The sequence below is a fragment of the Paraburkholderia kirstenboschensis genome, assembly GCF_904848585.1.
GTDB lineage: Bacteria > Pseudomonadota > Gammaproteobacteria > Burkholderiales > Burkholderiaceae > Paraburkholderia > Paraburkholderia kirstenboschensis.
Genome location: NZ_CAJHCR010000020.1, coordinates 1 through 26,601, shown reverse-complemented (window position 1 = coordinate 26,601; position 26,601 = coordinate 1). Strand labels below are relative to the sequence as shown.

22 protein-coding genes and 5 pseudogenes are annotated in these 26,601 nt (G+C 58.6%); 17 read left to right on the top strand and 10 right to left on the bottom strand.

The window, feature by feature from the left end; all coding sequences use genetic code 11:
* Nucleotides 1-69 precede the first annotated feature (69 nt).
* Nucleotides 70-1,050, top strand: a complete 981-nt coding sequence (locus tag JMY24_RS32335) for an NAD-dependent epimerase/dehydratase family protein (protein ID WP_128596291.1) — start codon at nucleotides 70-72, stop codon at nucleotides 1,048-1,050.
* A gap of 127 nt (nucleotides 1,051-1,177) precedes the next feature.
* On the opposite strand, the gene JMY24_RS32330 is transcribed toward JMY24_RS32335, so the two are convergent.
* Nucleotides 1,178-2,359 (bottom strand): porin, encoded by a 1,182-nt coding sequence (locus tag JMY24_RS32330; protein ID WP_128596290.1) that lies wholly within the window; start codon nucleotides 2,357-2,359, stop codon nucleotides 1,178-1,180.
* Nucleotides 2,360-3,726: 1,367 nt separating this feature from the next.
* Here JMY24_RS32330 and JMY24_RS32325 point away from each other — a divergent pair.
* On the top strand, nucleotides 3,727-4,635 hold the full coding sequence (locus tag JMY24_RS32325; RefSeq protein WP_128596289.1) for a LysR family transcriptional regulator: 909 nt from the start codon (nucleotides 3,727-3,729) through the stop codon (nucleotides 4,633-4,635).
* 98 nt (nucleotides 4,636-4,733) lie between these two features.
* Here the strand turns inward: JMY24_RS32325 and JMY24_RS32320 are convergent, their stop codons facing one another.
* The 3 genes from JMY24_RS32320 to JMY24_RS32310 all read right to left on the bottom strand — a co-directional run bounded on the left by JMY24_RS32320 (nucleotide 4,734) and on the right by JMY24_RS32310 (nucleotide 7,129).
* Nucleotides 4,734-5,918, bottom strand: coding sequence for an arabinose transporter (locus JMY24_RS32320; protein ID WP_328809307.1), 1,185 nt, complete (start codon nucleotides 5,916-5,918; stop codon nucleotides 4,734-4,736).
* Between the two features lie 335 nt (nucleotides 5,919-6,253).
* Complete coding sequence (locus JMY24_RS32315; RefSeq protein ID WP_128596288.1) at nucleotides 6,254-6,628, bottom strand: DUF2255 family protein; 375 nt, start codon at nucleotides 6,626-6,628, stop codon at nucleotides 6,254-6,256.
* A gap of 147 nt (nucleotides 6,629-6,775) precedes the next feature.
* On the bottom strand, nucleotides 6,776-7,129 hold the full coding sequence (locus JMY24_RS32310) for a cyclophilin-like fold protein (protein WP_128596287.1): 354 nt from the start codon (nucleotides 7,127-7,129) through the stop codon (nucleotides 6,776-6,778).
* 747 nt (nucleotides 7,130-7,876) lie between these two features.
* Between JMY24_RS32310 and paoA the strand changes: the two genes are divergently transcribed.
* From paoA to JMY24_RS32280, 6 genes and pseudogenes are all read left to right on the top strand, one after another.
* Entirely contained in the window at nucleotides 7,877-8,539 is a 663-nt protein-coding gene (gene paoA / locus JMY24_RS32305) for an aldehyde dehydrogenase iron-sulfur subunit PaoA (protein ID WP_128596286.1), read from the top strand.
* A complete protein-coding gene (locus tag JMY24_RS32300) occupies nucleotides 8,536-9,486 on the top strand; it encodes an FAD binding domain-containing protein (protein ID WP_128596285.1) in 951 nt (316 codons plus the stop codon). The genes paoA and JMY24_RS32300 overlap by 4 nt, the downstream gene beginning before the upstream one ends.
* A gap of 3 nt (nucleotides 9,487-9,489) precedes the next feature.
* Nucleotides 9,490-11,699 (top strand): annotated as a pseudogene (gene paoC / locus JMY24_RS32295) (aldehyde oxidoreductase molybdenum-binding subunit PaoC).
* A 116-nt stretch (nucleotides 11,700-11,815) separates the two neighbouring features.
* A pseudogene (locus tag JMY24_RS32290) lies at nucleotides 11,816-12,579 on the top strand (glucose 1-dehydrogenase).
* A 63-nt stretch (nucleotides 12,580-12,642) separates the two neighbouring features.
* The gene (locus tag JMY24_RS32285) at nucleotides 12,643-13,149 is read left to right on the top strand and encodes a (R)-mandelonitrile lyase (RefSeq protein WP_201703577.1); all 507 of its coding nucleotides are present in this window, start codon (nucleotides 12,643-12,645) and stop codon (nucleotides 13,147-13,149) included.
* A 97-nt stretch (nucleotides 13,150-13,246) separates the two neighbouring features.
* On the top strand, nucleotides 13,247-13,924 hold the full coding sequence (locus JMY24_RS32280; protein WP_236597625.1) for a carboxymuconolactone decarboxylase family protein: 678 nt from the start codon (nucleotides 13,247-13,249) through the stop codon (nucleotides 13,922-13,924).
* Between the two features lie 473 nt (nucleotides 13,925-14,397).
* Here JMY24_RS32280 and JMY24_RS32275 read toward each other — a convergent pair whose 3' ends face one another.
* The 3 genes and pseudogenes from JMY24_RS32275 to JMY24_RS32260 all read right to left on the bottom strand — a co-directional run.
* Nucleotides 14,398-14,790 (bottom strand): DUF1330 domain-containing protein, encoded by a 393-nt coding sequence (locus JMY24_RS32275; protein ID WP_128596282.1) that lies wholly within the window; start codon nucleotides 14,788-14,790, stop codon nucleotides 14,398-14,400.
* A gap of 33 nt (nucleotides 14,791-14,823) precedes the next feature.
* Complete coding sequence (locus JMY24_RS38670; protein ID WP_128596281.1) at nucleotides 14,824-15,465, bottom strand: putative quinol monooxygenase; 642 nt, start codon at nucleotides 15,463-15,465, stop codon at nucleotides 14,824-14,826.
* A 69-nt stretch (nucleotides 15,466-15,534) separates the two neighbouring features.
* Nucleotides 15,535-16,005, bottom strand: a pseudogene (locus JMY24_RS32260) (type 1 glutamine amidotransferase domain-containing protein); the annotation flags it as partial.
* 297 nt (nucleotides 16,006-16,302) lie between these two features.
* Between JMY24_RS32260 and JMY24_RS32255 the strand changes: the two are divergent.
* From JMY24_RS32255 to JMY24_RS32240, 4 genes are all read left to right on the top strand, one after another.
* Nucleotides 16,303-16,770, top strand: a complete 468-nt coding sequence (locus JMY24_RS32255; RefSeq protein WP_128596279.1) for a hypothetical protein — start codon at nucleotides 16,303-16,305, stop codon at nucleotides 16,768-16,770.
* 60 nt (nucleotides 16,771-16,830) lie between these two features.
* Nucleotides 16,831-17,799 (top strand): hypothetical protein, encoded by a 969-nt coding sequence (locus JMY24_RS32250; RefSeq protein ID WP_201703575.1) that lies wholly within the window; start codon nucleotides 16,831-16,833, stop codon nucleotides 17,797-17,799.
* Between the two features lie 68 nt (nucleotides 17,800-17,867).
* The gene (locus JMY24_RS32245) at nucleotides 17,868-18,767 is read left to right on the top strand and encodes a hypothetical protein (protein ID WP_128596277.1); all 900 of its coding nucleotides are present in this window, start codon (nucleotides 17,868-17,870) and stop codon (nucleotides 18,765-18,767) included.
* Between the two features lie 360 nt (nucleotides 18,768-19,127).
* Nucleotides 19,128-19,496 (top strand): immunity 49 family protein, encoded by a 369-nt coding sequence (locus tag JMY24_RS32240; protein WP_128596276.1) that lies wholly within the window; start codon nucleotides 19,128-19,130, stop codon nucleotides 19,494-19,496.
* 771 nt (nucleotides 19,497-20,267) lie between these two features.
* Here the strand turns inward: JMY24_RS32240 and JMY24_RS32235 are convergent.
* Nucleotides 20,268-21,220: pseudogene (locus JMY24_RS32235) on the bottom strand (DNA-binding protein).
* Between the two features lies 1 nt (nucleotide 21,221).
* Between JMY24_RS32235 and JMY24_RS38665 the strand changes: the two are divergent.
* The gene (locus tag JMY24_RS38665) at nucleotides 21,222-22,160 is read left to right on the top strand and encodes a UvrD-helicase domain-containing protein (protein WP_236597612.1); all 939 of its coding nucleotides are present in this window, start codon (nucleotides 21,222-21,224) and stop codon (nucleotides 22,158-22,160) included.
* A complete protein-coding gene (locus JMY24_RS38660) occupies nucleotides 22,118-22,774 on the top strand; it encodes a 3'-5' exonuclease (RefSeq protein WP_236597611.1) in 657 nt (218 codons plus the stop codon). The genes JMY24_RS38665 and JMY24_RS38660 overlap by 43 nt, the downstream gene beginning before the upstream one ends.
* 568 nt (nucleotides 22,775-23,342) lie before the next feature.
* Here JMY24_RS38660 and JMY24_RS32225 read toward each other — a convergent pair.
* Together JMY24_RS32225 and JMY24_RS32220 are read right to left on the bottom strand one after the other, a co-directional pair.
* Nucleotides 23,343-23,681: a type II toxin-antitoxin system RelE/ParE family toxin gene (locus tag JMY24_RS32225; RefSeq protein ID WP_128596275.1), complete on the bottom strand. Its 339-nt coding sequence runs from the start codon at nucleotides 23,679-23,681 to the stop codon at nucleotides 23,343-23,345.
* On the bottom strand, nucleotides 23,681-23,965 hold the full coding sequence (locus JMY24_RS32220) for a type II toxin-antitoxin system Phd/YefM family antitoxin (protein ID WP_128592432.1): 285 nt from the start codon (nucleotides 23,963-23,965) through the stop codon (nucleotides 23,681-23,683). The genes JMY24_RS32225 and JMY24_RS32220 overlap by 1 nt, the downstream gene beginning before the upstream one ends.
* A gap of 326 nt (nucleotides 23,966-24,291) precedes the next feature.
* Between JMY24_RS32220 and JMY24_RS32215 the strand changes: the two are divergent.
* The 3 genes and pseudogenes from JMY24_RS32215 to JMY24_RS32205 all read left to right on the top strand — a co-directional run.
* A pseudogene (locus JMY24_RS32215) lies at nucleotides 24,292-24,528 on the top strand (ISNCY family transposase); the annotation flags it as partial.
* A 544-nt stretch (nucleotides 24,529-25,072) separates the two neighbouring features.
* Complete coding sequence (locus JMY24_RS32210; RefSeq protein WP_201703624.1) at nucleotides 25,073-26,122, top strand: PDDEXK nuclease domain-containing protein; 1,050 nt, start codon at nucleotides 25,073-25,075, stop codon at nucleotides 26,120-26,122.
* Nucleotide 26,123: 1 nt separating this feature from the next.
* Complete coding sequence (locus JMY24_RS32205; protein WP_121325203.1) at nucleotides 26,124-26,318, top strand: hypothetical protein; 195 nt, start codon at nucleotides 26,124-26,126, stop codon at nucleotides 26,316-26,318.
* Nucleotides 26,319-26,601 lie beyond the last annotated feature (283 nt).

Here is a 26,601-nt window from a genome sequence, read left to right as displayed (position 1 = left end):
AGGGCTGAAGCAGTCAGGGCGGTGAGCGCCCACGGGCCTTAACTGGCCGCATTTCATAAGGGATAATTCATGAAAGTTCTTCTCACCGGCGGTGCGGGATTTCTCGGAGCGTATATTTTCGACGCCTTGCGCAGCACAGGACATGAGGTCCATGTGTACGACCGTGCGCACGTTACGCCGGACCTTGCGTTGGTTGCGCCAGAACTGGCGGGCGTCCTGAGTATGGGCGAAATTGCGGACGTCGCGGCACTGTCCGCGGTCTGCGAGGAAGTGAAGCCGGACGCCGTTGTGCATGCTGCGGCGCGCGTAGGTTTCGAACCCTCGCTTGAGGACCCGGGTGGCTTCTATCAAACCAACGTCATGGGGTTCGTGAACATATGCGAAGTCGCGCGCACTCATGGCGTGAGAAAGGTTGTACTGATATCGAGTAACACGGCGTGCCATGCCGGAGTGGGCGCTGTCCAGAAGGAAACCGATCCGGCGTTTTCTGTATTCAACGCGAATCCCTCCGCGCACTACGGGACGTCCAAGATGATCGCTGAAGCAATTGGCATGTCGTACAGCCAGTATCACGGGATCGATTTTCTGGCACTTCGGATTGCTGCGGTGTATGGATTCGGTATGCGTACGCCGCTGTACATCAAGCCGATGGTCGAGAACGCCGTCGACGGACTAAAGACGGTGTTCGCGACCGGGGGGCGAATGAAGCGGGACCTGACTCATGTACTCGACGTCAGTCGCGCCGTTGCGAAAGCGGTGAACTACGAAGGCCCGCTCGCAGGCCGCTCTCATGTCGTTAATGTCGCTGCAGGAAATCTGGTATCGCCAGCTGAGATCGCGGACATCGTTCGCCATACCGTGAGCGGCGCCGATATCGAGATCGGTGATGCATTGACTCCGCTTGAGGAAGAAAACCTCAAGAGTCGTGTGCCACTGGATATCACATTGGCCCGCGAACTCCTCGACTGGACGCCACAGTTCCAAATTGGACAGGGCATCGCCGAGTACGCGGCCAGGTACCGGATGTACCGGAACGGCCAGACTCGTTGAAGAGGCTTCAGATCGACAGGAGGCCGGCCATGAACGAACATGGCCGGCGCTGTGTCTCTCGTTATCGTACTCGCAAGCATCCTTTTTGCGGACCCGCGCGGCGCCGACGCCTGGGCCGATCGCTACGTTAGAACTTGTGGCGAACGCCGAAACGCACAGCGACCTGATGATTCGAGGTGGAAGGGGTCAACTGATTGATAGATGCGACGGCGGTTTTGCCGGTGGAGTCGGTTCCATGCGCCTGCTGGAACGTCGCAACCGTGTAGACATCGGTCCGCTTCGAGAGAAAGTAGTCTGCGCCTGCCGACTCCTGATTATAGGTGGCCGAGCTTTGCCCGGATGCACCGCTATTGTGGGTATAGTCGTATGCAACGCCGGCAACGAGCGCTGGAGTAATCTGATACTTGAAGTTCACCTCGGCGTTGTTGAAAGTGGGGGTGCCAGAAATGCCACCAGCGGGTACCGGACCGGATGACCTGTCGCCAAGGCTCATGAATTTTGTGTTCGAATAGGTCGCTCCAAATGTCGCTGCGCCAAATGTATAAGCCCCACCTGCGCCGATTACCTGCAACGTATGTGCTGACGCGTATCCGGAAATGACGGGGGACGATCCGAGATTCGATCCTGGGACGCCATTTACAGTCGCGGCCGGCGATCCGCCGCCACCGTAGAACGAGACATTGGGGTTCCGGACATTCAGGTAGCCTACGCCGGCGAGCAGGGGACCGTTTGCGTAATTGGCCCCAATTGACCAGATCTGGTTGCGACTTACGTTGCCCGCAACCCCACCCAGAGAGTAAGCGCCGCCGAACGTGAGCCCGCCGATCGGCTTGCTCGTGTATTTGATTTCGTTGTTGACCCGATAGGTGTTATTGAAGTTGTCGAGATCGGCAGGGTGTGCGGCCATGTATCCGCCCCATTGATCGCCGACCTCGAATTGACCAAGGTTGTCGACGACCATATCGTACTGGCGACCGAGTGTCACGGTCCCATACTGGCTGCTCAGTCCGACGTATGCCTGTCGGCCGAAAATCAGGCCGCCTTGACCCAGCCTGCCATTGTTCACGTCGAACCCGCTTTCGAGGACGAACAGCGCAGTCAACCCGCTGCCAAGATCCTCCCGACCCCGCAAACCCCAACGACTCCCGTTGAGAACGCCGCTGGACAGATTGTAGAGACGTTCGCCTCCGGCGTTGCTGTTGTAGTTGACACCTTCATCGATGATTCCGTACAACGTCACGCTGCTTTGTGCAAAGGCCGACAAGTTAGTAATGCCAACTGCTGCGAGTAATAAGAATTTCATTTTCATTGTCTGTCTCCAATTTTATTGATAGATAAACTAAGAGAGGGTCGTATCTCCAAACGACACGGGGAAGGATCCTTATTTCCGTTTTGATGACGACGCGTCGCTTACGTCGAGGCGTCTGCGCATCTGTTTAGCTCAATAGAAGAACTGGTCGGGACGCGAAGCTCCACCTCGGAAAGGCCGTTTTCCGAACTGGCGCGGACTTGTCTCCTAAGGTTCTCGTCTTGCAGCGATTCACAGGAACCACGCGTGTAGAAATCTAGTGAGGACGATTTGAAGCGTCAAGTTTGTAGCACCAGTTCCGATGTCCGAAACCAAAGGACAGGGGAGTGAGCGCGCCCCTTGCAAGAAGGATTCGGTTCCAGTGATTGCGGGGCGGCTTGCCGAAATGCGACGCTGACAGCAAACCGGCTCAGGCGTTGCTATCTGTGGAAGGAAGTTATGTTCTGTCAGCACTAGCGTACGCCTCGTCCAGCCACGCAAGTGCTCGTGCAGTCTCGAAGGCAACGAGGGTAACCCCCAGTCCTGCCATTAGCGCGCCGCGCAACTGCGTTTTGCTCGCGCCTAGCGTCAACGAGCGCAAAGCATGAATCTTGAACGAGGTCTCTTCTCCCAATACCGCAAACTGGACGGTTAGCACGATTTCGCACAGGGCTGCATCGACATTTCCGGGCGGTAAAAGCACGGCGCGCATTCGACGGTAATGCTCCATGGCTTCGGGACTTGCCTCGGCGAGCCGTTGAGACGAGGGCGTTCGGGGAGAAGTTTTCATGTTGGGGATGTCGAGAGTGAGCTTGCATTGACGTTGACAAAAGCCGTGCTGCGCGTGAGGGACAACTGTCTGTATCCGATGTGACGGGTAAGAATAAAAGGGCGAGTCGGGGATGATGCGTATCGCATGCCACAAATCGGACAGCGAGCGTCTTTTTCAGTCGCGGAACGATGCCGCGCACGGAGGCGCTCCTCTGAAATTGTCCACCTGGATCCTGATTATTCGTTTGCGCCCACCAATTTTCAATTGACGCAACGCAGTTGCGATAGTTGGAACTCAAATCGAATGATTAGAATTCATGTTCGGCTGCGGACGTCGGTCGAACCATTCGCCGCTGGGGCAGACGACGTGTTTGCTCAGAATACCCGCTGATTCGCGTCGCTGTCCGTTTGCCTACCGCGCATGTGGCCAGTCTCGAGGGGCGCGGCGTCGCCAGGCCGCTATCGCTCGCCTGATGTAACGCCTTCGACGCCGGTGGGTGCGCTGCTAGCGTTGCATCTTTTGCTGCATGGTGGACTTGGCTGGATCTGGTTGCCAGGGAGCGTATCGGCACGGGTCCGCGCGATATAATCGTCTGAATGGCGCAAAGGTTCTCGACATGCAGATAAATCGGGCTGACGTAGCGGATCTAATCTATTTTCTCGCAATAGCACGCCACCGAAGTTTCAGTCGTGCGGCCATTGAACTCGGTGTTAGTACCTCCGCGCTCAGTCACGCTTTGAAGGGTCTGGAAAGTCGTCTTGGAGTTCGCCTTCTCAACCGCACGACGAAGAGCGTTACGCTGACTGGGGCGGGCGACGCGCTCGCAGCCTCGGTGGGGCTTCCCTTCGAGGCAATCGATAGCGCGCTGGAGACGTTAAATCGGTTTCGCGATGCACCCGCGGGTCGCATCCGGCTCAATGTCGCAGTCGAGGCGTCGACGTTGCTTTTGGCCCCGGTGATTCCCGCATTCGTTGAACGCTACCCTGATGTAGAGCTCGACATCGCTGCGAGCAACCGCACGGTGAACGTGACGGAAGGAGGCTTCGACGCGGGAATTCGCTATGGTGGTACCGTCCCCGAAGATATGATCGCGCAGCGTCTTTCCGCGAACATTCGATGGGTCGTTGCTGCGGCACCCACCTACCTCGAAAGGTCTGGAGTACCGGTTCATCCGGACGATCTTCTGCGGCATCGCTGCGTCAGCAACCGTCTGGGGGACGACCGTATATATCGGTGGGAGTTCGAGCGCGGTAGTGAGAAGTTGTCGGTGACGGTACCGTCGTCTGTTACGGTCGATCAGGCCGACACCGGGCTCATTGCCGTGCTCGGTGGTGTGGGTCTCATGTACTTTCCTGAACCGCTAGTCGCGCCGCACGTCAAGGCTGGACGTCTTCGTCTCGTGCTGACCGACTGGGCTCCATCCGGCCCAGGGTTTCACATTTATTATTCGAGTCGCCGCCAGATGCCTACTGGGTTGCGCCTGCTGATCGATCTGGTCCGAGAGATTCAGCCACTTGGGTTGTGATGAATGCTGCGCTGATCTGACCTCAAGGTTGTGCGCGAGCGCTCAGATGCAACATGGTCAGGGCGCGTATCCGGCAAGAACACAGACACGCGGAACATTCAGTGCGAGGTCCGGGGGGATTGCAGTCTGATCGCAATCGGGACGGCGCACAGTGCGAGGACCGCTGCGATGAGGAATATCGGACCCAGCCCCGTCACGTCGGCGACCAGTCCAAGTGCTGGCGCGAACACGCCGAGCGCAAGATCGATAAAAGCGGTATAGACGCCCATTGCGAGACCTCGCGCATCCGCCGGTGCGCGCGCCACCGCCTCCATGCCGAAGCCCGGATACACAAGCGCGTAACCGAAGCCCGCCAGCGCGGCGCCCGCGAAAGCGAGCGATGCGATGGGAGACAGGTAGATTAGAGCCATGCCAGCGCTGTGAATAACCACGAAGACGGCCGCCGTTCTTGCGCCGCCCAAACGGTCGGGCAATGCACCGAAGAATGCACGCGCGATGATCAACCCAGCAGCAAATGCCGTGAACGATAGCCAAGCCGGCTGCCAGCCGCGCTGGATAAAAAGAAGAACGGCGAAGGCCGTCATCATGCCGTAGCCGAGGCTCGAGAAGGCCATTCCTATCCCAGGCATCCAGACGGCAGCCAGGACCTTCGTTACTACCGTGGCGCTGCGGGGATTCGTTCGTACGGCTGGGATGGGCATGATCAGGGCGAGCGTGACCGCCGCACCGACGACCGTGGCCAATCCAGTCGATGAAAAGCCGTAGTGTCTGAACAGGTAACTTCCAAATGGCGAACCGAGCGCAAGCGCCACGAACATCGCGGTCCCGATCCATGCAATCATCCTGCCGACGTTGCCAGGGCCGGCAAGGGCGAGACACCAGCTTTGGGCGCCCGTCATGATAAAACTTTCTGCGCCGCCCAGCAGCGCACGGCCAGTCAGCAGTATCGCGACCGAAAGTAATGGTGTTCCAGTGGCGCGCAAGGAAAGGAGGTAGAGCAACCCGGCGAGCACCGCCATCAGGAGACCCGTCGAGACAGCGAATTTAGGTCCCTTACGGTCGGAGATGGTGCCGGACCAGAGGCGGGAAATCAGCGACGCCGCGAACTGCACACCCGACACGAGCCCTACGGTAAACGTTCCAAATCGCAGGTCGTCATGGACGTGCAGCGGAAGTACTGGCAAGGCCGCACCTGTGACCAGAAACACAGTGAAGACAGAGGCCATTACCGACAGCAGGGACCGGGCGGCGGGAGATGTGGACCGTCGGGACATTACGAACATAGAGGCTTTCTCGCGCGGCGTATGGTCACAATCCATGGTTTCGGCGGTAGCTGCCGGACTAGTGCCACTTGAGTCGGCGTTGCATCGTGACGCGCTGCAACGATACGACGCAGATCGACGGGTGGCCGATTGATCTCCCGCGCCTCTCGAGTAAAAGGCGGGATCAGGGCGCGGAAGTCGTTGGCGCCGAAGATTGTATGCGTGTCGATCTTGCCGGTGGCTGCCAGTTGCGTGAGATCGAGGATGTCGCGTGACCTGCCGAATCCCATGCAACCGAGCGAGAGTGACGGGACCTCGAAGCCTTGGCCAGGTTTGCGTCGTCGCATCTGTCCACCTCAGTCTTCTAGAACGATCCTGATGGTCGCCTCGCGAGCGCGCTCGCCGATCATGGGCGCGAGGTAGGCACTCTTGCGATACTTGTTTCGATAGGCGTCATCGACCTGGTCGAGGATTGCACCTGTAGTCGGCTGGAAGCAAACGTCCCTTGCCGCGCCTGCAACGGTGATTTTCCCGCTTCCCTGAAGGATTGCCGCTTGATACCAACGCGAGGCTTTACCGTTATAGGCACGAACATAAAGATCACCGTTCACGACCACCGACCAGACCCAGGTTAGGGTTCCATATGTTTTCCGATCCTCACGCAACGGAGCGATGTGCAGATCGTCCGACGCTGCGATGCGATCCAACTCATCTTTCGTCCATGTATTCATATTGGCGATCCTCCTATGAACAAGGGAGAGAAGTGGGGTGGGCGTCAGTCATGCATGAGATGCTGACCGGCTCGACCGTTATCTTCAACTGGCAGCGCCGAGGGAGCGCGAGAGAGCCGCCACCCGTGTGGCGACGGTCGAACGCGATCAGTCTTCCTCGCATTCGATGATGACCTCCGCGGAGCCCGCTGTTCGCAGCGCTGCCAGGCCACGGTCGATGTGCCCGAACTTCACGAGGCCTGGCGAATGGAAAAAATCCGCATGGAAAAAGGCAAGGTTGCCCCACGGCGCGTAATACGCCAAGTCACCCGCGTCCGGAGCGATCCCTGATGGTGCTCCCGCGGTATCGAGCTTCTGTGGAAGGTAAGCGATTTTCTCCGTCGCTGCGAAGTCCTCCAGCCTGAGGGTCAACGGTAGCATGGCGATTAAGTCACGGCTTGTCGCGTTGTCTTCCAGACTGGCGGTTACCCGCGCGCCGTTAAAGTTGAATCCTATTTTCACGACTGTCCTTTGAGTTGCCGGTGTGTCGAACGATTGATTCCTGCGCCGGCAGCTTCACTCCGGCCTTCTTTTGTGGCATGCGGGATACTTCGCGTGCCGCGCCGTCAGGGCGGCTTCGCCGCGCGTCCCGCTGCGCCACCATTGCGTATGCAGGCCGACGCCATATCGAGTGAACTCTAGATCAGCCGCATGCGCTATTGAAGCCTGCTTCCCGTCAATGCTCCTGTGAGCTACGTTCACAGGAGCATTACGATGACGGCGCCCGCCCCCACGACATGGGGCAACGAAAGCTCATCCGTCGATGACGAGCGTGGTTATTGAGCCTCCTTCAAGAGTGCATTCGATGAGCGGTAGCTTTCAAAACGGTACGTTCCCGCTAAAGTTGACCGATATCGCATCGGGACACCATGTGCCCGCGCAAAACGTCGCGGCTCGCAGGCCGGATGACGGATCCGTGACCATTGCGCAGGCGGATGCACTGCGGGGCAGAAACCTAACCAGGAATTGAAATGCAATATGTTCATCTCGGTCGTTCTGGGCCTCCATGCGTCTATGCCTCGGAACCCCTACGGGCCATGGGGATATCTCTTTCCGACGATGCACTTCGATGCCTCGACGAAATCTGACCCGGGCCTGGCGGAGAAGCACCGGAGGCTTACGCGTGGTGAACACGGCGGTTTAACCGGCTATGACGTCGACGCTCGAAAGCGATGCGTAGCGTTACACGAGCGAAAGGAGCAGCGACACATGGATGAACCCAGGCAGCCAAATCCTACGAGACGAAATCTGCTCATCGTGGGCGCAGTCTCGACCGTAGTCCCGATATTGCCTGTTGGTACGGCGACCGCGCGAGCGTCGATGGGCAGCGCAGATGGCGTGAAATCGCCGGAGGTCCCGGGAACGATGCGGGTCACGCTTGCGGTAAACGGGAGGGATCAAGAGATTGATGTCGACCCCCGAACGACTTTGCTTGATGCCTTGCGCGAGCACCTTCATCTTACGGGCACCAAGAAGGGTTGCGATCACGGTCAATGTGGAGCGTGCACGGTTCTCGTCGGCGGCGTTCGCATCAACGCCTGCCTCAGTCTTGCGGTCATGCACGAGGGTGACAGAATCACGACGATTGAAGGGCTCGGGACACCAGAGAATCTTCATCCGATGCAATCGGCCTTCATCAAGCACGATGGCTATCAGTGCGGTTACTGTACGCCTGGTCAGATCTGCTCGGCCGTTGCCGTCCTCCGTGAGATCGAGGACGGTGTGCCGAGTCATGTGACGGGTGCCCTGACTGCCCCAATCGACGTCACGAATCTGGAAATGCGCGAACGGATGAGCGGCAATATCTGCCGCTGCGGCGCCTATTCCAATATTGCCGAGGCGATGGCGGAAGTCGCCCGGAGCCGGGCATGAAGGCATTCACCTTCGAGAGGGCGACAAGCCCAGCCGAGGCAGCGAGAATCGTGGCGCAGCGACGTGGCGCAAAGTTCATCGCTGGAGGCACCAACCTGATCGACCTGATGAAGCTCGAGATCGAGACGCCGACTCATCTCGTCGATATCCGGGGTATCGGCCTCGACAGAGTAGAGAACACTGCAGAGGGCGGGTTGCGGATCGGCACCATGGTGACCAATACACAGCTTGAGTCCGATGTGCGAGTGCGGCGCGACTACGGGCTGCTGGCGCGCGCGATTGTCGCGGGTGCCTCAGGGCAGCTGCGCAACATGGCGACAACCGGCGGCAATTTGTTACAGCGTACCCGCTGCCCATACTTCTATGACACCAATCAGCCTTGCAACAAACGGCAGCCTGGCTCGGGGTGCGCGGGAATCGGTGGAATCAGCCGGCAACTTGCCGTGATCGGCGGAAGTCCCGACTGTATCGCAACACACCCGAGCGACATGGCAGTGGCATTGCGCGTTTTGGATGCATCTGTCGGAACGGTCCGCGCTGACGGGAGGACGCGGGTGATTCCGATTGCGGACTTTCACCGATTGCCGGGCACGACGCCAGGTGTCGAGACATCCCTTGAGCCTGGTGAGCTCATAACCGCTGTCACGTTGCCTCCCCCGGTCGGTGGCCGCCACATCTATCAGAAAGTGCGCGATCGCGCGTCGTACGCGTTCGCGCTTGTGTCCGTCGCAGCTGTCATACACGGTGACGGCCGCGGACGGGTCGCGATTGGCGGCATTGCACCGAAACCATGGCGCGTTGCTGCAGCCGATGCGGCAATGCCGCGCGGAGCAAAGGCGGTCGCCCTTGAACTCATAAAGGGCGCCCAGCCGACCGACGAGAACGCATTCAAGTTGCCATTGGTGGAGCGGACACTCGCCTATGTAATGGCGCAAGCCAGAGGATGAGACATGAAGTTCGACACGCTTGCAGGGCCCAACCCCATTGACCGGTTGGCGGTAGTCGGTCAGCCCCTCGACCGGTTCGAGGCGAAGTTGAAAACCACCGGCACCGCGACCTACGCTTATGAGCACCGCGGTGTCGCACCGAATATCTGCTACGGCTACATTCTGGGCGCGGGGATTCCGAAAGGGCGGATCACGGCCATCGATACGCGTCAGGCAGAGGCCGCGCCGGGTGTGCTGGCCGTCGTGACGTATCGCAACGCCGGTCCGCTTGGAATTGGCAAGTTCTACGTGCAGCGCATGCTTGCGTCGCCAGACGTGGATCATTATCACCAGCCCGTTGCTGTCGTGGTCGCCGAGACATTCGAGCAGGCGCGGGCGGCGGCGTCGCTCGTTCGCATCGATTACGCGCGTAGCGCCGGCCGGTTCGATCTCTGCGCTCAACTAGCAAGCGCCCCGATCGCACCACAGATGGCGTTCGGTGGTCCGACTGAGACGGATGGGGGGACTTCGAACAGGCCTATTCAGATGCGGAGTTCAAGGTAGACGAGACATACACAGTTCCCGATCAGGCGCATGCAATGATGGAACCGCACGCCACGATTGCGGCGTGGGACGCTGATCGCGTGACCTGCTGGACTTCGATCCAGCAGATGAACTGGGGAACTCGGGATCTTGGGCTCATTCTTGGTATTTCGCGCGAGAACGTCCGGCTGATTTCCACGTTCATCGGGGGCGGCTTCGGAGGGAAGGGGACGGTCCAATCGGATCTTGTGCTTGCAGCCGTTGCAGCGAAGGTGGTGCGTCGGCCAGTCAAAATCGCGCTTCAACGTCCGATCATGTTCAACAATACGATCCACCGGCCCAAGACCATCCAGCGCGTCCGACTCGGCGCGACGCGCGACGGAAAGCTGACGGCGCTCGGGCACGAGAGCCTGTCTGGAAACCTTGCGGGCGGGCGCACGGAACCGACCACCTTGTCTACCCGGATGCTGTACGCGGGTAAAAACAGGATGACCCGCGTCCGGCTGGCAACGCTGGATCTCGCGGAGGGTAACGCTATGCGGGCGCCCGGTGAGGCGCCTGGCCTGATGGCGCTCGAGATCGCCATGGACGAGATGGCGGAGAAGTTGGGGATGGACCCGGTAGAGCTGCGTATCCTGAACGATACGAAGGTCGATCCCGAGAATCCCGATCGGCCCTTCTCCTCCCGCCCATTTGTCGAATGTCTGCGCACGGGGGCCGAACGCTTTGGATGGAGTGCGAGGAACGCGCAGCCGGGCCAGGTCCGCGAGGGTCACTGGTTCATCGGGCTTGGCATGGCGAGCGCAATACGAGGAGCTCCCATTGCCAGGGCAGGCGCGCGAGTGCGTCTCGGTCGCAACGGACTGCTCACGGTCGAGACAGACATGACCGACATCGGCACAGGCAGCTACACCATCGTTCAACAGACTGCGGCCGAGATGATGGGCGTGTCGATCGACAGAGTCGTGGCGAGACTGGGTGATTCGAGCTTCCCTGAGACCCCCGGTTCTGGAGGGCAGCAGGGTGCTGCTTCCGTTACCGCAGGCGTTTACGCGGCGTGCACGAAGCTGCGGCAGGTTGTTGCCGAGCGACTGGGATTCGTTGCCTCGGAGGCCGAGTTCGTCGCTGGCGAAGTGCGTTTTGGCAACCGGAGCGTGTCGCTTGCTCGTGCCGCTGCCGACGGAGACATCGTCGTCGAAGACAGTATGGAATTCGGAGACCTGTCGAGGCAATTCGCGATTCAGACCTTTGGAGCGCACTTCGCCGAGGTTGCCGTGAATGCGTTTACCGGCGAAATCCGTGTTCGACGAATGCTTGCGGTTTGCGCCGCCGGGCGCATCCTCAACCCCAAGACGGCACGCAGCCAGGTGATCGGAGGAATGACGATGGGGGTTGGCGCGGCGTTGATGGAAGAAATGACGATCGACAGGCGTCAGGGTTTCTTTGTCAATCATGACCTCGCCGGTTACGAAGTTCCGGTTCATGCAGATATCCCCCATCTTGACGCCGTCTTCATCGACGAGGTCGATCCTGCGATCTCGCCTGTGAAAGCGAAGGGAGTCGGTGAACTGGGTCTGACGGGAGTTGCCCCGGCCCTCGCAAATGCGATCTATAACGCGACCGGAGTGCGCGTGCGCCAGTATCCCGTCACGCTGGACAAGTTCCTCGACCGGCTGCCGGTCGTCACCTGATATTTGACGCCACGGGCGGGCGGGACAGATGTGTGGCGGACGCATTTGAGCGGGCACCGCTACAACGCCCCGATGGTTGTCAGAACTTTCAAGTCAACGATTACGTAGGAGGTATCGTGCGGGTCACATTCGATTTTTCAGGGCAGGTCGCGCTGGTCACCGGTGCGGCGTCCGGAACGGGTCTCGCGACTGCCAGGGCATTCGCGCAGGCGGGTGCGTCTGTGACGCTGGCAGACGTCAATACCGATGCCCTCCATCATGCGATGGATTCGTTGAGAGTTCCAGCGCATCAGGTGCTGGCAGTGGCTTGCGACGTGACCGATGAAGCGTAGGTTGCCGAGATGGTAAATCGGACGGTGGCGACTTTTGGCGGCTGGACGCGGCCTTCAACAACGCTGGGATTCAGGTGCCGCCGAGCGATGCAGACGAACCCGCGGAAAACTTCGAAAAGGTCACCGCCGTGAACCTGCGGGGCGTCTGGGCTTGCATGAAGCATGAGTTGAGCCACATGAGAAAACAGGGCAGCGGCGCGATCGTCAATTGCTCTTCGCTCGGAGGCCTGGTGGGACTCCCTGGCCGGGCGGCCTATCACGCGTCGAAACATGGTGTGATCGGGCTGACGCGAAGCGCGGCCCTCGAGTACGCGCCACGCGGGATCCGTATCAACGCGATTTGCCCCGGCACCTTCGATACTCCGATGGTCTCTGCGATGCTGGAAAAGCAAGCCGATGCAATGAGGGAGATCCTTCGCGAACAGCCGATCGGACGGCTTGGGCGCGTCGAGGAAATCGCGGATGCGGTGCTTTGGCTTTGCAGTACTGGATCGACCTTCGTAATAGGTCATGCCCTTGCAATCGACGGTGGGTTCACCGCCCATTGACCGGCGGCGTATCAGGCCTGATGCGGGGCTGCGACGTCGATCACTTTGAAACGGGTACCTTCTATGAATGCTTCGCCTGTGCGCTTCGCGTTGACCTTCGCAGTCCTTCAAACACTCCTGACAGGTGCCGTCGAGGCGTGGGCGAACGACATGATGCTTGCCGACGCGCAGCAGAAGATAACGCGCGCCGGTGCGCGGGCTTCGGTGACCGGTTCCACCGAGAACTTTACCGGCCAAGTACGCGTGGAACCTGTCTGGTCGGTAGACGAGAACAGCAACGTCTCGGGTGGGCTGGTCAGTTTCGAACCCGGAGCGCGTTCTGCCTGGCACACCCATCCGGCGGGCCAACGATTGGTCGTGATATCAGGAGTGGGGCTCACACAGGAGTGGGGGAAACCAGTCCAGCAAATCCGGCCGGGCGACGTTATCTGGTGCCCACCTGGCGTGAAACACTGGCATGGCGCCGCGCCCAATTCCCCCATGACTCATCTGGCTGTGACAGGTACGGTTAATGGCAAGAACGTTTCATGGATGGAGAAAGTCACCGATGAGCAATACGACGCGCGGTAAGCGCCTAAGGAAACACGCGCAGGCTACGGCATTGACCGTGATCGTGAGCGTGGCAGCAACATCAAGCTTCCCCTTAACAAGCGAAGGATCTAACGACATGCCGAATACCGGTACCAACTTACCCGCTGCTTCTGAAACCCTGACCGACCGCCAGCAAGCAATCGTGCCGATTGCTGCGTTCGCCGCCGCCGGCAATCTTGCCAGTCTGAATACCTCCCTGGACGCTGGTCTGGACGCGGGCCTGACGGTCAGTGAAGCCAAGGAAATTCTGGTGCAGCTTTACGCCTACGCGGGCTTCCCAAGAAGCCTTAACGCTCTGGCAGAACTGATGAAGGTGCTGGAGATGCGCAAGCAGCGCGGAATTCAGGATGTGGCGGGCCGCCAACCCGGCTCTCTCATTCCTACTGGAGATGCCCTGCTTGCCGCTGGCACCGCGAACCAGACCAGGCTGTCGGGCAGTCCGGTTACGGGACAATTGTTTGAATTCGCCCCTGCGATCGATGCATATCTTAAGACCCACCTGTTCGGCGATATCTTCGAGCGCGATAACCTTGACTGGCAGAGCCGTGAACTCGCCACCGTGAGCATGCTTTCCGCGTTATCCGGAGTGGACTCACAGCTGCAGGCCCACGTGCGCATCAGCATGAACGTCGGCCTTACCGCGAATCAGTTGCGGCAGGTAGGGCAAGTGTTGGCTGATCGCGTAGACGGAGAAGTCGCACGGCGTGCGCGAGAGGCACTGGATCGACAGCTTGCTATCGCGCCGGGGCGCTGATCGCTCCATTCCAAAAACTGTTGCCACAATACGCCTCGGTGTTTGGGCGCGTGTGATCGTGGACCGCATTAATTCTGTCAACGTAGCGACAAAGAATGTGTCAGCCAGCAGCCGAGCGGCGCATCGTCGGCCGAGGAGCCTTACTACATAAGGATTCGCGAGAGCGAATTGAAAGTGTCAACAGCCGACAGATGCGGTGAAGCGCCCGATCTGATAAGTTGCACTCGACATTAAAACCAATGGGCTTGGCTTGGCTCACACCCGGCCGACTCGGCTACCGGACTCCCGAGTTCGGCCAAAGCGGTCGTAAACCAACGACAGCGACAAGACATCTGGCAGGCAGCTCGACCCTCCGAAAGCGGACGGCCACGCATTGGTGAACCGCTTGGTTTAATTCTTCCACTTCACGCCGGAGTTCGGCGCGCCGCGACGAAGTGCATTTGCAACGATGAACCGTCCGGCACGCAATGCGTTCACTGTTCCGCTAGGCCCTCAACGATATAGGCCCGGGTGTTGCCGGACCGATGGCGGATGGGAATGATGGCCTGATAAGCGGGCGAATTGTACCAGGCCTGCGCCTGAGCCAGTGAATCGAACTTGATCATGACCAGGCGCCCTTGGGCGCCAAAGCCCTCTTTTACGTCCAGCTCACCGCCGCGAACGATATAGCGCCCGCTGAACGGCTTGAAAGTCGATTCCACCTTGGCACTGTAGGGCTTGATGCCCTCGGAATCGGTCGCCTGAAACTCAGCGACGTAGTACGCTGGCGTGGCAACCGTGGGGGCCTGCGCGTGAACTGACAGGTGGCTCAAGCAGAGGGCCGTGCCCACCAGGGCCCCGAACAAGTGAGATTTGATCTCTTTCATGGCGAACTTTTCTTCCAATCTTGCCAGCGTTCGTTACGGCCGACCGCTCATTTTCTTGAAGATCAGCGGCATCGCCTCTGCATCCAAGGCTGCCATGTCCACCAGTCGCAGCGACTTCACCATCTGCGACGTCAAACTCTTGTACTTCTGGAAATGCGGTGACTTTATATGCGCGTCATAGGCATCGCGGCTAGCATAAACTTCCAGAATCCTGATCTGCGTCGGATTGTCCTTTTGAGCGGTCGGGAAAATGCACAGCACCCCGGGTTCAAGGCGCACTGAGGCCTCAGCCTCTTCGTTCAAAATGCGATGATATTCTTCGAGGTGCTGACTGAATATTTCGATTTCCGAGATTCGAACTAACATTTTCGGCTCCTGCGCATAGACGTTACCGTGCTTACCCAACGACAGCAGCGCGCACATCATCACGAGTAGGAAGATGATATGGCGGGGGTATTCCGTAAACAGACTATTCATATATCGTTTGTCATTTAGTGTTCGTCTAGGGGCATAGACCTTTGCCGTATCGAAGAAGTCCATTTCACGGTCGACGGCCATGCGAATGAGTTCGATCATTTCCGCCCGGTCGGGCAGTTCCCGGGCTCTGCCATAACCCATCGCTCCCAGCGACAGCGCTGATACGTCGAGCCCTTGGCCGAGTTTGTGTTTGATCATGTTGCGTCTCCTGTTGCTGCGTCACTTCGCGATGTGGGCAGGGTAGTGACGGCATGATCAACTCCGGCGTTAGGCGATGGCCTTACTCGGCTTTAGCTGGTCGACGACCGCCTGTCCAACGCCGCGTGCGGAGGCTGGGTTCTGACCGGTCACGAGACGCCCATCGACTACGACCTTCTCGGTCCAGTTGGGCGCGGGTTGATGCAGTGCACCCCCTTGCTTCAACGTACTGGCCAACAGATATGGCACGACCGTGGTGTACTTGACTTCCGCCTCCTCTTCATCGGTGAACGACGCAACTTTCTTGCCTGCGATCAGATAACTGCCGTCCGAGAGCGTGGCGTTCACCAGCGCTGCGGGACCGTGGCAGACCGCCGAAACCACACCGCCGGCTTCCCAAATCTCGCGGATCACTTTCTGCACGGCCTGGCTGTCGGCGAAGTCCCACATCGTGCTATGGCCGCCGGCGAAGAAGACGGCTGAATAGCGCGACGGACCAATATCGCCAAGAACCAGAGAGTGAGCGAGCGCGTCGCGGAAGAAGCGGCGCTATGACGCAGCCCGCTTTTCGTTCAATGTCGCGCAAGGGCGCTGTCCGACTTGGCGCTGACTTTCTCGAGGATGCCCGGACGCGAACCCGTTACGAGGCCGACATACAAGAAATTTCTGTTGAACACAGCAACTATGCACAGGAAATACCCAAAAATGCGTCATGCATTACTCCTCAAGATTTTTTCCTGAATGCCGATATTCCGCTAGACAAATCATCAGATGATTGTGCTAGGTTTATATGTGCGCACAACGCGCATTTATCGGCGTTCAACTTCGGAGAAAGTCGTGAAGAAAATGATTCTAGCTGCGCTCCTGTCTACCGCTTTTGTCAGCGCTCACGCGACTGACGGCACGCCCATTTCTAAGACTATCACGCCCCCGGTTGCGTTCATTTATTCAAATGGCAGCGGCGGCACGAGCATTACCGATTTCGGCGTCGCGGGTAGCGACTGGGGCAGTGTTCCCCCCGGCGCTCAGACAAAACTGACGAAAATTGCGTATCAGGTTACATCCTACATCGGCGCTGGCGACGACGCGCCAAATATTTGCTATTACCTGCCCTATACCATCAAACCGGCAGTATGCCATCCGGTTACTGCGGGCACGAGCAACGCCAATTATACGGATTTCAACGCCTTGGCATTCGGTAACGGAGCGAAGGTTGAAATTCAGCATAACATCAGCCGCAGCGCGCCTGGAGCGAATCTGAAACCGGCTAGCGCTGAGTCCGTGACCTTCTTTTATTCGTATTGATCGGTAGCGGCCCCGCAAAGGGCGGGGCCATATTCTGGCTGGGCAAAGCGGGGAATTTTCATGGAAATCAGTTCAAACCTTTTGACGACGCAGGATCGTAGTGCGCCTGCGGTCAAATCGACAGCGGCAAAGGGTCCCAGCTTGACCGGCGCTGCCGCGTATGCAACCGTTTCGACCCAAACAGCGACGCAGACTGACAGTGTGACGCTCAGCGGTCGCGCACTCATGCTCTCCCGGCTGTATGGTTCCGAGCAGCGCATACCGGCTTCTATACCGGAATTTAACGATAATACTGTTGGTTTGCCCCTCGTAGATTGGTTGACGGACGCTGATCGCGATACGCTGTCCGATATGTATTCGTATGCGCAGCAACAAGGCGCAGATTTGAATTACGTCGATGACATTGCGTTTGATATGGGAATGTACCGTCGATACAGCCCTAGCGAAGCCAACATAAATGACGGCGGCACATATGATTCTGGCGGTCATCAGCTCTCGGTGAGTTTTGGCAAGAATGACACGGCGGCAGCAGATTCCATCATGAATGGTGATGCGATCCGTAGCACGAAAGTCGACAAGGGATTTCTGAAATACGAGCTTGACCCGGGATTTTCGCCCAATCATTCTGCGAATTTCAAATTTCTAGGCCAGATGGTGGATCATTTTTCGGACGCTAAAACTAAACAGCCGCTTTCGCCCGAGTTTTCCACCTTCACTATTCAAAAAGAAGCGACAGTTGTTCACGGGTCTAAGGAGGTTACCGAATCCATGATTTCGGACTTCACGGTTAACGGCGGCGTTTTCACACTCACTGAACACGGAAAAAAGAATGGTTGGATACTAGACGCGCAAGGCCGTCCTGTTCCGAAGGATCAGCAATCCGCTACGACTTCTCGAATAGGCGATAAAAAGTCCGTTCAAAGCTCGATCAAGCCGCCTCAGTCGTTGGGCCTTATGCTGCTCGCACTGCTGAAAAATGCCACGTCAGCGCACAAGCCGCGTGACGTGACGCACGACAAAAAGGCATAGAGTGATGCAAATCAGTTCGAATCTTTCGACGGCATCGACCACGGTTAAATCGACGGCTGCGGTCGGCAGTGCTTCGACCGGCGCAGCCGTTTACCCAAACCGCCTCGACGCAGACTGCCACGCAGACTGATAGCGTGAGTTTAAGCGGCAGGGCGATCATGCTCTCGCGGTTGTACGGTTCAGAGCAGGGCGTTCCCGCGAAGCCGCTAGTCGGAATCGCAAAATCTGCTGACGGCTCGAACCCAGTCGAGTGGCTCACCGCTGGTGATCGGGACGCCCTGTCCGACATGTACGCATACGCGCAGGGTCAAGGGGCCGATCTGGAATACGTCGATATGGTGGCGTTTCAGTTGGGCTACTATCGGCAAACGACGGGCGTTTCGACAGTCAACTGGAATGCGTCTGGCGCGGGCAGCTATGACGCGGACGGCCATCGACCTGCCTACGTGTTCAACGCTCAGGACACGGTATCGGCCAACGCGATCCTGAACGGCCGGGGCGTTACGAGCGCGAAGCTCGATAAAGGATTCCTGAACTACATCCTGGACCCTGGTTACGGGCAAAACCACATCGCAAATTTTCAGTTCCTGGAGAAATTCGTCAACCGTGGTTCCAACGCCGGGAGCACGCAATCCCTTGGGGCCGAATTTTCGACGTTCAGGGTCAAGCAGGAGGTGGGAACCGTCAAATCGAAGGAAGTCACGGAATCGAAAATAGCGAATTACACATACGATGTTAGCGTGAATCCGCCGGTTTACACCCTCACGGAACACGGCAGGAGAAGCGGCTGGACCATCGGCGCTGACGGTTATCCGGTGCAAAGGAACGACCAGACCGGCGCGACTTCAGGAAAGGCCGCTACGCAATCTAGCCTGCGCCTGAGGCCGCCCGAATCTTTGGGGCTCATGCGGCTCGCGCTGCTGAAGAACGTTGCAACGTCGCACAGGAAGCACGACAAAACGGCTTAGGTGCCGCTCGCGGTCAGTCGGCAGGGAAAGGTATGGCCGCGCGTCTGACGGCTTGAGCAACGGCCTCGGATGTCCCAGCCTCGTAGCAATGATTGGGAACAATAAAGGCAGTCGGTCCAGTTTCTAGCGCGGTTTGCGCAGCCATGCGACCGCGTCAGCGCTTGTTTCGTGGCTCAGAAATCACGATCTGGCGCATTTCAAGGAATGGAGCTACTTAAGCGCTAAGCTGGAAGGTATTCTTTTTCAGATGGATCCAGAAGCTGCGTATCCAGCATATGTGCTGCTCATGCCGCTATTGTCCGCATGAAGGATTGATTCAGTGGTTTGCCCATAACGGCTCCCCAGATATGGTGCGGCCCAATGAACCAGCACCCCCCGAATTTCAAGGATATCAGGCCTTGTTGGCGGTTTGGGGCAGTGGCCTGCATTGGAAGATCGCTGTCTTCGGCTCATCGGTCATTCGCGTTGAAAATGAGGACGTACGAGATTGACCACCGGTTCTATCTGGCGTTGGACCGAAGCGATGTACCGGGTATCGAAGCAGTTCTTCGGGAGCTCACGTCGCCCAAGGTCGGCAAAGTTCGGAACGTCGAGCAAGCTTTTGGCTTCACGGAAAAGCTCATCGCTACCCAGGCGGTTATCGACGCAAACATTGCCTGGCGCCACGGATTTGAAGTGCAGATCGATACGTGGTGGATTCCGCAAAAATGGCTGCCGATCGCTCCTTGACCCGGTTATGTTGATCCCTAGGATTCCATGAGGCGCGTCTAAACTAGCGCACCGTCGTCGTGAGCAACGTGACCGTTCGTCAAGAGATGAACGGTCAGGCAGGGCGTTTCGCCGAAGCCCGCAGCTTCCGCCCGTAAGGCAAGCATCCGGCAACTACCTGCGGGGTCCGCAGCCTCCGGAATATCCGGACCCGAAGACCGGTGCTCACGGAGTCGGCACGGTCCTGCGCCCGCATGGCTTGCCAGCGGGGGAAAAGACCGCACATGGTTCCTGATGGCAGAGGCACCCGGGCTCGCTATGAAGGCGAAGCGCCCTGCGGCAAAGAAGCAGGCGACGGCAAAAAGAAAAGAAGTCGGCTGCCAAAAAAGCTGGCAAGGAAGTTCCAGCGAAGAGGCGTGTGCGGGCAGCGGTCACGGGCCCTGCGAAACCTGATGTGCCGGGAGCGGCCGCAGAGCAATTATCCTCAGGGCTGCGGACACTGACCGACCACACAGGCTGGCCGACCCGGAGCGTCCCTTACTGAAGCGGCCTCCTGTAGCCGGACTGTGGCAGGTTGCGGCCTGCGAGTTGAAGTGTCACCGGTGAGTCGCAGCAAAGCCGTCACTCCGGCGGTGCAAGGGCGGACGACGATCGCAATCCGTTCATGTTCCCGATTCACGGCTTCACGTTGCCTGGCGCACCGGTCACATCGTATCCGGCGCAGACAGAATGCAGATCGCCGAGTGAGTTTCGCACGATGCTGCTGACTCCGGGGCGTGCGGAGTACCGCGGTCAGGTCTCGTGACGGGGAGGTCTGGTTGTGCGTGGCGGGGGGACTTCGCGACGGGCTTTGAGCTGGCCTTGCAGTGACGCCGCCTGCCGGGCGAGCGCATCGCGTTCACGGCGCAGATCGCGAGCCTCATCCATTGCGCTGGCGAGTTGCTTCTCGTGCCGTTCGGCAAGCGACGATGCTCGGCAGCTTCGGCCGAGATCCGCTGGACGTCGGCGATGAACTGCTCATTGCGCTGCCGGATAGTCGACAGCGCAGCCTGGGCGCGCCGCTGCGCACCCCGTGCCTCCTCCGTCTGAAGCATGACGCGCTTCTGGACGCCCTCGAGTCGCGTCGTCGCCTGGTGGACCTCTGCCCGCAACGCCGCGTCATGTTCGGCGTGGGCGGCGCGCAGCGCGTCGAGTTCATGGAGATGCGCAGATCGCATGTCGTGCAGCGCCTGTTCCGATTGCGCGCGGACGGCGTCCCTCTCGGCCGCAGTTGCTTCGGCCAGCCGGAGTGCGGCGTCACGCCCGCCCAGCGCCTGCGCGAGTTCCGCCAGCACGGTGGCAAGTCGTGCCTGGTGGTCATCAAGCTGACCGCGAACGGTGCGAAGTTCGCCCTGAACCTCTGCGTGGGCCGTCTCAAGGGTTCCGGCACGTGCGATGGCTGTGGCGGCTTCCGCTTCAAGTTCGTCACCACGCTGCGCAAAGACACGTTCGCCCTGTTCGACCGCGAGCGCCCACACCGAGAGCATGGCACTGGCCACCGCAGGCGGCAGCGCGGTGCTCAGCGCGTCAACACGCGCCTGCTCGTCCTTCCACAGCTTCAGTTCGTCGTTGATCGTCGTACGGCTGCCCTGGCGGATCTCGGCATAGATCAGATCGACGGTGAGCTCATGCGTGAGGCGACCTGCGGCGATGAGCCGCGCGGCAGCTTCACGGGTGCGAAGACGGGTGTCGCTGATGCGGCCCAGAATGATTTCGGCGGACAAATGGCGTCCCGCAGATGGACTGACGCTTGAACCGAACGCGCTGCGTGCCGCGGAGGAAACGCAGCGTTGTCTTGCCTTGACGGCAGGACCTGGAGCTGGCAAATCTGAGATGTTGGCTCAACGCGCCGACTTCCTGTTACGGACCGAAACTTCCCGATACCCGAAAAGGATTGTGGCTATCTCATTCAAGGTGGACGCCAGCAGGAATCTGAAGGAACGCGTACAGCGCCGGTGCGGTCATGATCTGGCCGCGCGATTCGACAGTTATACCTTCCATGCATTCGCAAAGCGGATAATTGATCGGTTTCGCCCCGTGCTCACCGGCGAAGATGCACTGGATGTCGACTACACGATGGGTGAGCGGCGGGTCGCCCGGCGACAGATCGAATTTTCCGACCTTGTGCCTCTGGCGACGCAGATTCTACGTGTATCGGCTGTTGCCCGTAATGCCGTTCGTCAGACCTACAGCGATGTTTTTCTTGATGAATTCCAGGACTGCACATCCCAGCAATACAAATTAGTAAAACCGGCATTCCAAGGAACCGCGATCCGGCTGACCGCAGTCGGTGACACCAAACAGAAAATCATGGGATGGGCCGGCGCGCTGGACGGAATATTCCAGACGTTCGCGACAGACTTCAACGCAGAAGCGCTCAATATGTACCGGAACTTCCGGTCGAAGCCGCAGCTGCTACGCATGCAAAATGAAATTATCCGCAGGATGGACCCGGCTTCTGTAATGCCAGCCGGACAACTTGCCGGAGAAGAAGGGCAGATCCTTTACTGGCGTTTTCCTGATAGTCAGACGGAAGCTGATCGTCTGGCGGATGCTATTCATCACTGGATCGACGATGAAGCAATTCCCGCTTCGGAATTGCAGTGTTGGTCTCCCGCCAACCCGACCTCTATGCTGCGCAACTGATGGACGCGCTGGAGAAGCGGGGTATCCCGTATCGTAACGAACAGCAGTTACAGGATATCTCTGCGGAGCCACTCGCAAGATTGATCGTTGATTATCTGGCTTGCCTTTACGGTCAACGCGAGCCCAAGGCCTGGATTCGACTAATGAGCCAGTTGATTCCTTTGGCCGATGAAGAGGTCCAGGCGAGCGCACGGCATGACTTCCAGCGCTTTTTTGCGGAGCAGCGGAAAGGTGCGGCCGTCGCCAGAGGCCTTCAGCCGACTGCGGGCTGGTGGGAGTTCGCGTTCGCATTTCTTCAGAAGTTGGGGGGTGCAGCCTTGTCTGCGCTCTCGCCAGACTATGAATCAAAGGTTCAGCTTGGCGCAGTGATCAAGAACACGCGGACGCGCATCGGCGAGTTGCTGCAGAAAGAGCCTGACTTAGCCAAAGCATTGGCCTGTTTTTCTGATGACGAGGCCGTCCGGATTCTTACGATCCATAAAAGCAAAGGGCTGGAATTGGATTCAGTCATCATTCTCGGTGTCGAGACGGAGACCTTCTGGGGAAACGCAGACGATGAGCGCTGTGGTTTTTCTTCGTTGGGGTGTCCCGCGCAAAGAAACGCCTCGTGCTAACCGTGAGCGACTGCCGGGACACCCCGCCATCCAATCCGAGGCGATGGACTGAAGCGAGAACGCCCCACGCAGAATTCATGGGCTACGCCATGCCATTTCTTGATGCGACGAGTATGTCGTTCGGATCCGTAGAGAAGAGTTAGCTACGCCGACGAGCAGGTCGTGTAGCCTCAGGAGGCATCAAAGTGCTCGGAGTTCAGGTTCCAAAACGTTCAGACCAGTCGCGTGCTCTCGTCGTTTCGACGCAGGAATGCGAGGCATCCGGCTGACGTTTGCCACGGTTTGATTAAGCGACGGCGGGTCCGCTTCACGCCGCCCAAACTGGCAAACCAGACGCCCAATGAATCGCTGATCGCATCAGTGTTAAATCTAGCTATCCTGAATGCGTAGTCCCCGGTGTTACAGGAGCGTCAAGCCTTATGGATGAAAACCGCAAGTAAGATGCGCCGAAGGTTGTCCACGAAGAAGCAAACTCCGCCGCAAGTTAGTCAAAGAGCGAAGAAAGGCAGCAACGCGGCCAAGAATACTTGGCGGTTTGGGTTAAAGTTGCTTGAGTCGGCCAATACCGTTACATCAGGCGAAGCACGACTCTTTGAAGGAGGGAAGGCAAGTCCCGGCGGACGTCGACCACGAGATGAACGAAAACGGTATCGTCGCGGACCCGATAAATGATCCGGTTCTTGCCAGAAATGACCTGAAGGAAACCATCCTCGAACAAACCCTCAAGCTCTACAGGCGCATGACCGCTAGCGGGGAACTGGCGAATATGCCTGATCGTCTCCTGCAGTTGCGCCGATGTCTGACGCCATGTCTCCCATCCGAATGTACGGACGACATAGCTTCTCACTTCGTCAATGCCGATCCGCGCGGTCGGGAGAATCCGGTAGTTCAGCAGCGGTCCCGCCATCAGCGGAGCTTTTCCTGACGGTCGAGCTCGTCGAGTTCCGCAAAAAACGCATCGCCATCGACGTGATCCCCGCGCTCGATCTGCTTCTGGCCGATCGCCAGGAGTTTGAGGAGCGCCAGCGTCTGTTGCGTTGATTCGTAGGTTCGCACATCCTGAACGACGAGCTTCGCTTCGCCGTTCTGCGTGATGACGAGCGGCTCCCCGGACTCCGTCAGGTCCTTGACGATTTGCGCCGCCTCGCTCTTGAGGTAGCTGATCGGTTTAACGTGATCGGCGAGATGCATCAGGCGCTCCAATTAACGTTGAGACAGGACCGAATTTAGACCATTAACGGTCCGGTGGCAACCTGCTTGCAGAAGTGAGCCGGCAATTTGACATAATTAAAGTTGTCACCTGACAACTTGTGGCGGCAATATGAGAATGTCGTGTTCTAGCAAGATACAAATGTCGTGTTTTACCGTGGCTGGCAAGCTGGCATTTTGCAGCGTGATCGCAGGAGCCAGTCATGAGCCCAGCCGCACTGGTGACATTGAACATGCGCGAACTCGACCGTTTGAAGGTGATCCAGGCCGTGGTAGACATGGGGCTCAAACCAGGGCGTGCCGCCGGTTACTTTGAGGCGACGCGCGCGTATCTCGAAAGGCATGGCAAGCCGGTGGCGTTCTACAGCGACCGCGCCAGCGTGTTCCATGTCAAGAAGCGCGCGGAGACGGCGGGCAAAGGCGTCACGCAGTTCGGCCTGGCGATGTACGAGCTGACCATCGACACGTTCTGCGCGAACTCAAGCCCCGCCAAGGGACGCGTCGAGCGCGCCCACCTCACGCTGCAGGCCCGGACCGCTCATGAAACGGTGTGCTCAAAGCGGAGAGAGGCCACGTGTCTTTTCTCGCGGAGGAAGGGCGCCAACTCAGATCAACCGCGTCGGACGATATCCCGTTTATGAGGCAGCGGATCTTCAGGGAAAGATGACAGCCATGCCGCCTGTGCCGACGGCACCATAGTCATCGAGCATCAATGCTACGCATGCCGCCGAGGCTCGATTTAGCCGTTGATGCCCGCGACGCGAGGATCAATCGGATAGCCGCTAGCGAGTGTTCGGCCACCGGACTTGGCGCTGCCTGGTGGGGTTTGAAAACTCAGGAGGCTGGACTCCCAGGCGCCTGCAAACGGTGGAGAGATAAGGCTTGCCGGATTTTGCGCAGCCTTCGACTGCCAGAGCAATCGCTGCATGTCGGTGAGAACGGCTTTGGGAGGCGTAGGGATCTGAGTGACGGTACGCTGGCATATCAAGCTGGGAGCGGCTCTTGGGAAGGAATTTCCGTTTCGGGCGGCGACCGTTGATAATCGATGCAATTCGCCGGCAGTTGCGGCGCCATGTTTCACAGGACAGTATGACTGAAGTGTCTTTTACCGCCGCTGACTATAGCGCCTGGCTCAGCGACCTTAAGGCCCGTGTCGAGCACGCGCGGCAGCGCGCCGCGTTGTCGGTCAACCGGGAACTGGTCTCGCTATATTGGCAGATAGGCCGCGAGATCCTTGAGCGGCAGCGGCGACAAGGGTGGGGCGCAAAGGTCGTCGATCAGCTGGCGCGCGATCTGCGCGCGGCGTTTCCCGACATACGCGGGTTTTCGCCGCGAAACCTGAAGTACATGCGTACGCTGGCCGAAGCCTGGCCGGGCGAGGAATTTGTGCAATACCCTGTTGCACAATTGCCCTGGTCTCATGTGGTCACGTTGCTGGATAAGCTTAAGGCATCAGACGCGCGCGAGTGGTACGCCGCCAAATCGATCGAACACGGCTGGTCCCGGAACGTGCTCGTGATGCAGATCGAAAGTCGCCTGCAGGAACGACAAGGCAGTGCCGTCACCAATTTTCCCGATCGTCTGCCTCCGCCTCAGTCCGACCTTGCCCGCGACACACTCAAGGATCCGTATATCTTCGATTTTCTGGGCCTGACCGAAAGCGCCCAGGAACGCGACATCGAGCACGCGCTGACGCGGCACATCACGCGTTTCCTTCTTGAACTAGGCGCCGGCTTCGCGTTCGTCGCACGGCAATATCGGCTTGAAGTGGCCGGCGACGAGTTCTTCATCGACCTGCTGTTTTACCATTTGAAGCTCAGATACTACGTGGTTGTCGAACTGAAGGCGACGCCATTCAAGCCAGAATATGCCGGTCAGCTGAACTTCTATCTGTCCGCCGTCGATGCACAGGTCAAGGGAACGCACGACCAGCCCACGATTGGCTTGTTGCTTTGTAAGGAAAACAATCGGCTGGTCGCCGAATATGCGTTGCGTGGCATCGCCAACCCGATGGGCGTCGCCGAATATCAGTTGCTGCGCGACATCCCGGCGCCGCTCATGCCGGACCTGCCGTCAATCGAGCAGATCGAGGCGGAGCTTGGACCGGATGAAGGACCTGAACTATCTGGGCATCCGTAAGATGGACTATCGAATTACCTATGAGCACAGTCTCGTGGCTGCGCCGAACGATTTCATCGTGCACGTCCCCTCGCAGATGATCTGCGATGTACCGGTCACGGTGCCTCGGGCACTGTTGCCAGAGTTCGTTGCCAATCTGATCCGTGAGCGCTCGCCGTCGATCGGCCGCATTCGTAACCTGAGGATTCTTTCTTGAGCCGTTGGGTTTCCCGCGCACCGATGATCGTTGCAGAAGTCTCCCGCTTTGATCGTCTATGGGACCAGTTTCGCAAGGGGCAGGTATAAACGCTGTCCGTGTTCTGGCCGGCGAAGCAGCCCGCGAGGCTGCGCCAGTCAATTTTACATAAATCAAATGATCGAAGATTAATTTGTGGGAGCAAAGTAGTAGTGTCGTACCTGAGCAAAGTACAGATGTCGTACCCCAAGGGTCTGTAGCGCATGCTGGTGCGGTTTTCCCGCCTGTGGAGACCGCCATGACG

Excerpts from the sequence above, each read along its gene's own strand:
- paoA (WP_128596286.1), top strand. The coding sequence starts at position 7,877 with ATGGATGAACCCAGGCAGCCAAATCCTACGAGACGAAATCTGCTCATC.
- JMY24_RS32225 (WP_128596275.1), bottom strand. The coding sequence starts at position 23,681 with ATGGCGGGACCGCTGCTGAACTACCGGATTCTCCCGACCGCGCGGATC.
- JMY24_RS32315 (WP_128596288.1), bottom strand. The coding sequence starts at position 6,628 with ATGAATACATGGACGAAAGATGAGTTGGATCGCATCGCAGCGTCGGAC.
- JMY24_RS32205 (WP_121325203.1), top strand. The coding sequence starts at position 26,124 with ATGGACTATCGAATTACCTATGAGCACAGTCTCGTGGCTGCGCCGAAC.
- JMY24_RS32275 (WP_128596282.1), bottom strand. The coding sequence starts at position 14,790 with ATGAAAGAGATCAAATCTCACTTGTTCGGGGCCCTGGTGGGCACGGCC.
- JMY24_RS32335 (WP_128596291.1), top strand. The coding sequence starts at position 70 with ATGAAAGTTCTTCTCACCGGCGGTGCGGGATTTCTCGGAGCGTATATT.
- JMY24_RS32220 (WP_128592432.1), bottom strand. The coding sequence starts at position 23,965 with ATGCATCTCGCCGATCACGTTAAACCGATCAGCTACCTCAAGAGCGAG.
- JMY24_RS32300 (WP_128596285.1), top strand. The coding sequence starts at position 8,536 with ATGAAGGCATTCACCTTCGAGAGGGCGACAAGCCCAGCCGAGGCAGCG.
- JMY24_RS38665 (WP_236597612.1), top strand. The coding sequence starts at position 21,222 with ATGATTTCGGCGGACAAATGGCGTCCCGCAGATGGACTGACGCTTGAA.
- JMY24_RS38670 (WP_128596281.1), bottom strand. The coding sequence starts at position 15,465 with ATGATCAAACACAAACTCGGCCAAGGGCTCGACGTATCAGCGCTGTCG.
- JMY24_RS32240 (WP_128596276.1), top strand. The coding sequence starts at position 19,128 with ATGAACCAGCACCCCCCGAATTTCAAGGATATCAGGCCTTGTTGGCGG.
- JMY24_RS32285 (WP_201703577.1), top strand. The coding sequence starts at position 12,643 with ATGAATGCTTCGCCTGTGCGCTTCGCGTTGACCTTCGCAGTCCTTCAA.
- JMY24_RS32210 (WP_201703624.1), top strand. The coding sequence starts at position 25,073 with ATGACTGAAGTGTCTTTTACCGCCGCTGACTATAGCGCCTGGCTCAGC.
- JMY24_RS32325 (WP_128596289.1), top strand. The coding sequence starts at position 3,727 with ATGCAGATAAATCGGGCTGACGTAGCGGATCTAATCTATTTTCTCGCA.
- JMY24_RS32250 (WP_201703575.1), top strand. The coding sequence starts at position 16,831 with ATGGAAATCAGTTCAAACCTTTTGACGACGCAGGATCGTAGTGCGCCT.
- JMY24_RS32280 (WP_236597625.1), top strand. The coding sequence starts at position 13,247 with ATGCCGAATACCGGTACCAACTTACCCGCTGCTTCTGAAACCCTGACC.
- JMY24_RS32320 (WP_328809307.1), bottom strand. The coding sequence starts at position 5,918 with ATGTTCGTAATGTCCCGACGGTCCACATCTCCCGCCGCCCGGTCCCTG.
- JMY24_RS32330 (WP_128596290.1), bottom strand. The coding sequence starts at position 2,359 with ATGAAAATGAAATTCTTATTACTCGCAGCAGTTGGCATTACTAACTTG.